Raw genomic sequence first — 7,615 nt, forward strand, 5'->3', positions numbered from 1 at the left:
TGTAGAAATTAAAATTGAATTTTTGAAGTAATGTACTCAACTAATTCATCGATTGCTACACGTTCTTGTTCCATTGTATCACGATGACGAACTGTTACTTTTTTATCTTCTAATGAATCATAGTCGAATGTGACACAGAATGGTGTTCCAATTGCATCTTGACGACGATAACGTTTACCGATTGTTCCCGCTTCATCATAATCAACCATCATATGTTTAGATAATTCTGCAAACACTTCTAATGATTGTTCATTCAATTTCTTAACTAATGGTAAGACCGCCACTTTGTAAGGAGCTAAAGCTGGGTGAAATTTTAAAACTTCACGTGTTTCTCCATTTTCTAACGTTTCTTCTTCATAAGCATCAATTAAGAACGCTAATGTCACACGGTCTGCTCCTACTGATGGTTCAATACAGTATGGTACATATTTTTCATTTGTTGTTGGATCTTGATATTCGAAGTTTGCTCCTGATTCTTTCATATGTGCTTTTAAGTCGAAGTCAGTACGGTTGGCAACTCCCCATAACTCTCCCCAACCAAATGGGAAACGGTACTCGATATCTGATGTTCCGTTACTGTAGTGACTTAATTCTTCTGGTGAATGTTCACGTTGACGAATATGTTCTGGATTCATTCCTAAATTTACCAACCAATTCCAGCAATATTGTTTCCAGAACTCATACCATTGTCCATCTTCACCTGGTTTACAGAAGAATTCTAATTCCATTTGTTCGAATTCACGTGTACGGAATGTAAAGTTTCCTGGTGTAATTTCGTTACGGAATGATTTCCCGATTTGTCCAATTCCAAATGGAATTTTTTTACGGCTAGTACGTTGAACATTTTTGAAATTAACGAAGATTCCTTGTGCTGTTTCTGGACGTAAATAAACAGCTGATTTATCGTCTGAAACAACTCCCATGTGTGTTTTAAACATTAATTCAAATTGACGAATATCTGTAAAGTCATGAGCTCCACAGTCTGGACATGCAATATTGTGCTCACGAATATAAGCCATCATTTGCTCTTCTGTCCATCCATCAGCTACGATATCGTCTCCATGATCTTCGATTAATTTATCTGCACGGTGACGACTCTTACATGCTTTACAGTCCATTAAAGGATCACTAAATCCTCCAACGTGCCCTGATGCAACCCAAGTTTGAGGATTCATTAAGATGGCACTATCTAACCCCACATTATATGGTGACTCTTGGATAAATTTTTTCCACCAAGCTTTTTTCACGTTATTTTTTAATTCCACACCTAACGGCCCATAATCCCAAGTATTTGCTAATCCTCCATAAATTTCGCTTCCTTGGTAAACGAATCCTTGTGTTTTACACATATTTACGATTTTTTCCATTGTTACTTGACTCATTTTAACGCTCCTTCACTTAACAAAATTCTGGTCTCGTGAACATAGAGAAAATAAAAACTCCCATACCTATGCCACGAGCATAGGGACGAGAGTTATTCCCGCGGTTCCACCCTATTTGTAAAATCCTATGATTTTACCACTTTGTTAACTATGCTCAAAAGTTCCCTTCCTTAAGACCTTGAAATCTGGCTCCCACCTTCCCAGACTCGCTGCCATTCAAATGTTCAAAAGTACTACTCTTCGTCTTCACATAAATATTGCATTATACTACTACCATTATAGTATATCAATAGTTAAAAGACAATATACAAAAATACGAAAAACGACGGCAAAAAAACAATAATTACAACTAATAATCACACATTTATTAAAATTCATACATAAAGATAATTTATACAACATGACTCTTTCTACTTTCTATTATGCTTTTCAAATATAAAGTAGAAAAAGAAGAGCAAATTCGCTCTTCTTTAAATTTCTTTCATAAATTTCTTAGTCTGAAGATGTAAACCAGCATATGAATCATAATAGGCATCTAAAAATTGCTCAATTGGTTTCAACAATTCTTCTTCTAATTCAACCTCAGGTAAATGATTAATATCAACCTTATACAGTGCACGAACAATTGGAATAAGGGGAGCATCAATTAAAATAGGTTCTGCTGGGTGATAACACTTAGCACAAACTAATCCTCCTTGGCGTACACTCAGTGTTGCGATATGTTCTGTACTTCTACACACAGCACAGCAATCCATTACAGGTTCAATGCCAATAATAGGCATCATTTTAAGTTGAAAAATTATACTTAATAAATAAGCTGAATAACCTTGTTCAGCTGCATCTAAGAAATTTTTCAACATACGATAAACATACGAACTGTACTCAGATTCAGCCATCCCTTTTAAAATTAATTCAATCATAAAATAAAAATAAGCTATATTTTCATAATCTAACTTTACATTTAAATAATAATCAATAACGTCTCCACTATAAACATAATATAGATCGCTATTGGCATTTGTTGAGGGCTTTAAATTAAAACGTGCACAAGTCAATGGCTGGACGAGTGCACTTTTTTTTGTATTAACTTTATTGGCGTTTTGTACAAAAACGCCAATAACCCCCTGATTCTCCGTCAGAACTTTAACAATTTTATGGTGTTCTCCATAGTTAAAGCTCTTCAATATAATTCCTTCAACATCAATTGCCACGCTACTCCTCCTCTGTAACTTTAGCAGGCTTTACATTAGCAATCTCTTCTGAGAACTCAGTATTTATATTGTCTATCGCTAACTTATCTGATTCTTTCATTAACAAATAGTGATCAATTTTTCCTGTACGTTTAAAGACTTCCCATTCTAGACTATTCATGTATGATCCCTTCTTACTAGCTTCGCTATTATTTTTAGCCCCTATACATTAGTATGGCTAAGAAGAGAAAATCTATGATAATTCCAATTTAATTTTGTCTTAAAAAGTCGAATTAGTATTCTTTTTCACTATATCCAAAGTCATTTAGATATAATTTTTTATTACGCCAATCTTTTTGAACTTTTACCCATAATTCTAAGTAGATTTTTGTTCCTAATAATTTAACGATATCTTTACGAGCTAATGTCCCGATGTCTTTTAACATCTTTCCACCTTTACCAATTAGGATTCCTTTTTGAGATGGACGCTCTACAACAATCGTTGCCATCACATCAATGACATTTTTCCCATCTACTTTTTCAATTTTATCAATAACAACAGCTACTGAATGTGGCACTTCTTCATGTGTTAAATGCAATACTTTCTCACGAATTAATTCTGAAATAATGAAACGTTCTGGATGATCCGTAATATGATCTGATGGGTAGAATTGTGGTCCTTCTGGCAACTCTTCTTTGATAACAGAAAGTAAAGTATCGATATTTTCTCCTGTCATCGCTGAAATTGGAATAATACCCGCAAAGTCATGCTGATCACGGAAAGTCGCAATCACTGTTAATAATTCTTCTTTTGTAATTAAATCAATTTTATTGATAACTAAAAAAACTGGTTGCTTAACTGATTTTAAATGCTCTAAAATGAATTGATCTCCGCGACCTAACTTTTCAGTTGCATTTACCATAAACATAACTGCATCTACTTCATTTAATGTTCCAATCGCTAAATCAGTCATAAACTTCCCTAACTCATGCTTCGGTTTATGAATTCCTGGTGTATCGATAAAAATCGTTTGCGAATCGTTATCTGTAATAACTCCTTGAATTTTATTTCGTGTCGTTTGTGGTTTATCACTCATAATGGCGATTTTTTTCCCTAAAACTTTGTTTAAGAATGTTGATTTCCCAACATTAGGACGCCCTATGATAGAAACAAATCCTGATTTAAATGTTGCATTAGTCATTATAGATCCTCCGATGTGAATGAATATGGTAATAATTGTGCGACTGTGTATGTTTTGATTTCGTCTTTGTTACTTAATAAAATCACTTGTGCATCTTGTGGCATTAACTCACTAATCACTTGACGACAAGCCCCACAAGGTGAAATTGGACGATCTGTATTAGCAACAACAGCAATCGCTTCAATATCGTCACGACGATAACCTTTTGTAAAAGCTGTAAATAAAGCAGAACGCTCTGCACAATTTGTTAATCCATATGAAGCATTTTCAATGTTTGCTCCATTAATAATACTTCCATCTTTTAATTTTAAGGCTGCCCCTACTGAGAATTTAGAATAAGGTGCATAAGCATTTTTATAAGCTTCCTTTGCTGCTGCGATTAAGTCTGCGTACATTTCTTTCATAAACTCTTCACCTACTATTTAAATATATATGGAAGAAAAATAATTCCTCCAATAATTGTCGCAAAAATAGCTGCGACAAGAACCGCTCCTGCGGCAATATCCTTTGCAATTTTAGCATAAAGATGATATTCAACTGTCACTAAATCAACCGTTCTTTCAATAGCAGTATTCACCATTTCTAAACAGATGACTTGTGTACTAACGAGTAGAATAATTAGAAACTCTACTTTACTAATACCAAAATAAAGGCCACCTAAAATAGCAGCCAAAGCTGCTATATAGTGGACCTTTATATTACGCCCTATTACAAACGATGTCAAGATACCACAAAAAGCATGTTGAAAAGATTTTATTAATGCTTTAACGGAATGTTCCTCTTTAACGTCGAATTCCGAGCGCATTTAAGACATCCTCCTGTTTACCAAACATGATTTTCTCTTCTTCTGGCTCTATATGATCATAACCTAACAAATGAAGGCATCCATGAACAGCAAGGAAACTTAACTCACGTTCAAATGAATGTCCATAACGCTCAGCTTGCTCACGTGTTCTTGGTAAAGAAATAAAAACATCTCCAAGCATTCGAGGCATTGGAATTCCTTGAATTTTAATTTCTCCCGGCATTTCATCTTCAATAGCAAACGTAATAACATCTGTTACGGCATCTTTTTGACGGTAGTTCGCATTAATCTCACGAATTTGCTCATTATCAACGAAGATAAAACTGCACTCTAACATCTCATTTGTCAAATTTTCTTGTTTAATCGTTTCATTAACTACTGTTGTAATCATTGCTTCATAAGTCTCAACCGACTCACTCGTTTGATTATAAAATTGGATATCTACTCCCATATCTGTTACTCCTTTTTACTCACCAGTCTTTTCATAGCTTTCAATAATTTTTTGAACAAGCGTATGACGAACAACGTCAACTGTTTCGAATTGAACAAATTCAATTCCTTTTACATCTGATAAAATTTCTTTTGCATGTTTTAAACCTGATTTTACTGGTTTAGGTAAGTCAATCTGAGTCTCATCACCTGTGACTACCATCTTAGAATTAAATCCTAAACGCGTTAAGAACATTTTCATTTGCTGTTTCGTTGTATTTTGTGCTTCATCTAAAATGATATACGCATCTTCAAGGGTACGACCACGCATATAAGCAAGTGGCGCAATCTCAATAATTCCACGTTCAATCATTTTTTCTGTTTGTTCCAGACCTAGTACATCATATAATGCATCATATAGCGGACGTAAATATGGGTCAACCTTTTCTTTTAAATCTCCTGGTAAAAATCCAAGGTTTTCTCCCGCTTCAACGACTGGACGCGTTAAGATGATTTTACGAACAATATTCTTTTTAAGTAACGCAACACCAATCACAACCGCTAAATAAGTTTTTCCGGTCCCGGCTGGTCCAATTCCAAAAACAAGGTCATTGTCTTGAATTTTACGATAATATTCTTTTTGATTGAATGTTTTAGCATAGATGGTTTTTCCTTGAATCGTTTTGATAATTTTATAACGCTCATCAAAGAGTGATTCTAATTCACCTAAACGATGCTGTTCATTCATTTTTATTGCATATAACACATCACGTTCTGTAATTTCTTTTCCTTTACGATGTAACTCCACAAGTGCTAATAACACTTGACGAATAATTTCGGCTTTTTTCTCATCACCGAATAAATACAACTGATCGCCTCGTAATGAAATTTCGACATTGTAGTAATCTTCAAAGATTTTTAAATGTTTATCATGATGTCCAACAACTGAGATTGTCTCATCAATAGTTTCAAACACTGCAGGTATTTTAATAGGGTCTTTACTCATAATTCAGCTCCTCTAATATGCAATATTTTCGTATATTGTCAGATGACACTTATAAATAAATTGTGTCTCTGTCTCTTCTTCTGATATTATCTCCAAATTCTTAATGATAAACTCCCCATCTGTCTCTTGTTTAAATTTATTTTTAACAAGTGTCAGAAGATTTGCCTTTAATTCTTCAGAAGTATTTACTCTCATTATATCACGTTTTTCATAATATTGTCTTTTTTCTAAATAAAGGGGAGATTCTTCCATAAAAAAGAATGGATTGTACTCTTTTGTCACTTCTTCATACTTCTCATAAGCAATCTCTTGTGAAAGAAAGTTAAACTCCATTCCACCCAGATAGAGAACATAAGTAGTTTGTTTGTTAGCTGTAAAACCTTCTTGTACATCAACTTTTTCCGCCGTCACATTAACTTCATACCAGGTATCTGCCCAAACTTCTCCTTTAGCGGTATCTTCAATAGGTATAATTTCAGTTGTATACGGTTGCTCGACATAGCAAGTAACTAATGGATCTCCTTCTTTAACGAGCTGGTTTTGTTCAACTAACACCCGGCAACTTGAAACTTTATAATTTTTAATGATCCCTGAACGCTTCGCATATAGCGTGTCGGAATAAGTGTCTAAATCATCACGCTCATCTACTGGTGTATTATAAACATCGAAAACGATATCTGTTCCTTTGCGATAAATATTTATCCAAACATATTCATTATAATACGCTTCAAGTTCAGTTTTTATATCTTCAACCTCACTTTTTAAAAAGTGAAATGGTCCAACCTGATTAAAATGAGGCTCAAGTAATGCCTCTAACTCTTGTTGTTCTTGAGTATTTAAATTCCCATTAATTCGATAACCAATTGTATGTTTATTCATCAAAATCATTAATACACACGTTAAAGCGACAATGGGAACAATAATTTTCAAGATGGCAGGATAAATCGATAACTCTGTCACAATCGGATAACGAGTTTCAAGCTGTTTGGCTACATCCTTTCGAATTGTAACCAAATAGCCATCTTCATGTTTTTTCACCCCATAAATCATTATATTTTGACGCCTGAGCTGGGTGACTTCTGTCATAGAAGGCACTATAATTTGTACTTTTGTTATAAAGATACTTAACCATTTATTATTCATCCATATCACCGACTATTTCTATTTTTTTTATCCCATCACTTTCAATTCGAATGACTAAATCACCATACTCTTTAATACGTAAGTTCACCCCAAAAATCACATAGCGGTTATCTGGGGTCTTCAAAATACAAGATTCCTCTGTAAAATTCTCTACCGTACAACGATCATTGACAATGACGCTTTTATTCTGTATGAGTTGAATAAGAGGATAACTCAAGGCTTGCTTAAAGATTAATGATTCAACCTTATTAATCATTTCCATTCTATCACCATCGTTTTTGTCTTAACTCTTCTTATACTCATAAGATTGTATGAGATGACACCTTGGAATATGAACATTTACTTAAAAATGCTTTTGATAAACTACATGAAGCCGCCATTTTTACTCTAAATTTAGATACACTACCAATATATTACTGATTTAATTAGAATAAAAAGGGGCTGTCTCAAAATAGATG

The 7,615-nt window shown here is 34.0% G+C and carries 10 protein-coding genes and 1 other annotated feature; all 10 genes read right to left on the minus strand.

Annotated elements, in window-relative coordinates; translation table 11 throughout:
• Positions 1–8: 8 nt before the first annotated feature.
• Entirely contained in the window at positions 9–1,382 is a 1,374-nt protein-coding gene (locus NEH75_RS05510; protein ID WP_055241213.1) for a glycine--tRNA ligase, read from the minus strand.
• A 78-nt stretch (positions 1,383–1,460) separates the two neighbouring features.
• Positions 1,461–1,638: a binding site (T-box leader), on the minus strand.
• Positions 1,639–1,852: 214 nt separating this feature from the next.
• The gene (gene recO, locus NEH75_RS05515) at positions 1,853–2,593 is read right to left on the minus strand and encodes a DNA repair protein RecO (protein ID WP_055305017.1); all 741 of its coding nucleotides are present in this window, start codon (positions 2,591–2,593) and stop codon (positions 1,853–1,855) included.
• Between the two features lies 1 nt (position 2,594).
• On the minus strand, positions 2,595–2,753 hold the full coding sequence (locus NEH75_RS05520; protein WP_082417916.1) for a YqzL family protein: 159 nt from the start codon (positions 2,751–2,753) through the stop codon (positions 2,595–2,597).
• Between the two features lie 112 nt (positions 2,754–2,865).
• Positions 2,866–3,774 (minus strand): GTPase Era, encoded by a 909-nt coding sequence (era, locus tag NEH75_RS05525; RefSeq protein WP_055241217.1) that lies wholly within the window; start codon positions 3,772–3,774, stop codon positions 2,866–2,868.
• Positions 3,774–4,178: a cytidine deaminase gene (gene cdd / locus NEH75_RS05530; RefSeq protein ID WP_055241218.1), complete on the minus strand. Its 405-nt coding sequence runs from the start codon at positions 4,176–4,178 to the stop codon at positions 3,774–3,776. Before cdd ends, era begins: the two co-directional genes overlap by 1 nt.
• Positions 4,179–4,192: 14 nt before the next feature.
• Complete coding sequence (locus NEH75_RS05535) at positions 4,193–4,579, minus strand: diacylglycerol kinase family protein (protein ID WP_055241220.1); 387 nt, start codon at positions 4,577–4,579, stop codon at positions 4,193–4,195.
• Positions 4,557–5,030 carry an rRNA maturation RNase YbeY gene (gene ybeY / locus NEH75_RS05540; RefSeq protein ID WP_055241222.1) on the minus strand — a complete coding sequence of 158 codons (474 nt, stop codon included), beginning with the start codon at positions 5,028–5,030 and terminating at the stop codon, positions 4,557–4,559. The genes NEH75_RS05535 and ybeY overlap by 23 nt, the downstream gene beginning before the upstream one ends.
• Before the next feature lie 15 nt (positions 5,031–5,045).
• On the minus strand, positions 5,046–6,014 hold the full coding sequence (locus tag NEH75_RS05545; protein WP_055241225.1) for a PhoH family protein: 969 nt from the start codon (positions 6,012–6,014) through the stop codon (positions 5,046–5,048).
• A 12-nt stretch (positions 6,015–6,026) separates the two neighbouring features.
• Positions 6,027–7,157 carry a sporulation protein YqfD gene (locus tag NEH75_RS05550; RefSeq protein ID WP_055276328.1) on the minus strand — a complete coding sequence of 377 codons (1,131 nt, stop codon included), beginning with the start codon at positions 7,155–7,157 and terminating at the stop codon, positions 6,027–6,029.
• A complete protein-coding gene (locus NEH75_RS05555; RefSeq protein ID WP_055241229.1) occupies positions 7,150–7,419 on the minus strand; it encodes a YabP/YqfC family sporulation protein in 270 nt (89 codons plus the stop codon). The genes NEH75_RS05550 and NEH75_RS05555 overlap by 8 nt, the downstream gene beginning before the upstream one ends.
• Positions 7,420–7,615: the final 196 nt, after the last annotated feature.

This window comes from Turicibacter sp. T129, assembly GCF_025594975.1.
Classification (GTDB): Bacteria; Bacillota_I; Bacilli_A; order MOL361; family Turicibacteraceae; genus Turicibacter; species Turicibacter bilis.

What these genes read in the sequence shown, in the direction of transcription:
- NEH75_RS05510 (WP_055241213.1), bottom strand. Translation starts at nt 1,382, where the DNA reads ATGAGTCAAGTAACAATGGAAAAAATCGTAAATATGTGTAAAACACAA.
- NEH75_RS05520 (WP_082417916.1), bottom strand. Translation starts at nt 2,753, where the DNA reads ATGAATAGTCTAGAATGGGAAGTCTTTAAACGTACAGGAAAAATTGAT.
- era (WP_055241217.1), bottom strand. Translation starts at nt 3,774, where the DNA reads ATGACTAATGCAACATTTAAATCAGGATTTGTTTCTATCATAGGGCGT.
- cdd (WP_055241218.1), bottom strand. Translation starts at nt 4,178, where the DNA reads ATGAAAGAAATGTACGCAGACTTAATCGCAGCAGCAAAGGAAGCTTAT.
- NEH75_RS05535 (WP_055241220.1), bottom strand. Translation starts at nt 4,579, where the DNA reads ATGCGCTCGGAATTCGACGTTAAAGAGGAACATTCCGTTAAAGCATTA.
- ybeY (WP_055241222.1), bottom strand. Translation starts at nt 5,030, where the DNA reads ATGGGAGTAGATATCCAATTTTATAATCAAACGAGTGAGTCGGTTGAG.
- NEH75_RS05545 (WP_055241225.1), bottom strand. Translation starts at nt 6,014, where the DNA reads ATGAGTAAAGACCCTATTAAAATACCTGCAGTGTTTGAAACTATTGAT.
- NEH75_RS05550 (WP_055276328.1), bottom strand. Translation starts at nt 7,157, where the DNA reads ATGAATAATAAATGGTTAAGTATCTTTATAACAAAAGTACAAATTATA.
- NEH75_RS05555 (WP_055241229.1), bottom strand. Translation starts at nt 7,419, where the DNA reads ATGGAAATGATTAATAAGGTTGAATCATTAATCTTTAAGCAAGCCTTG.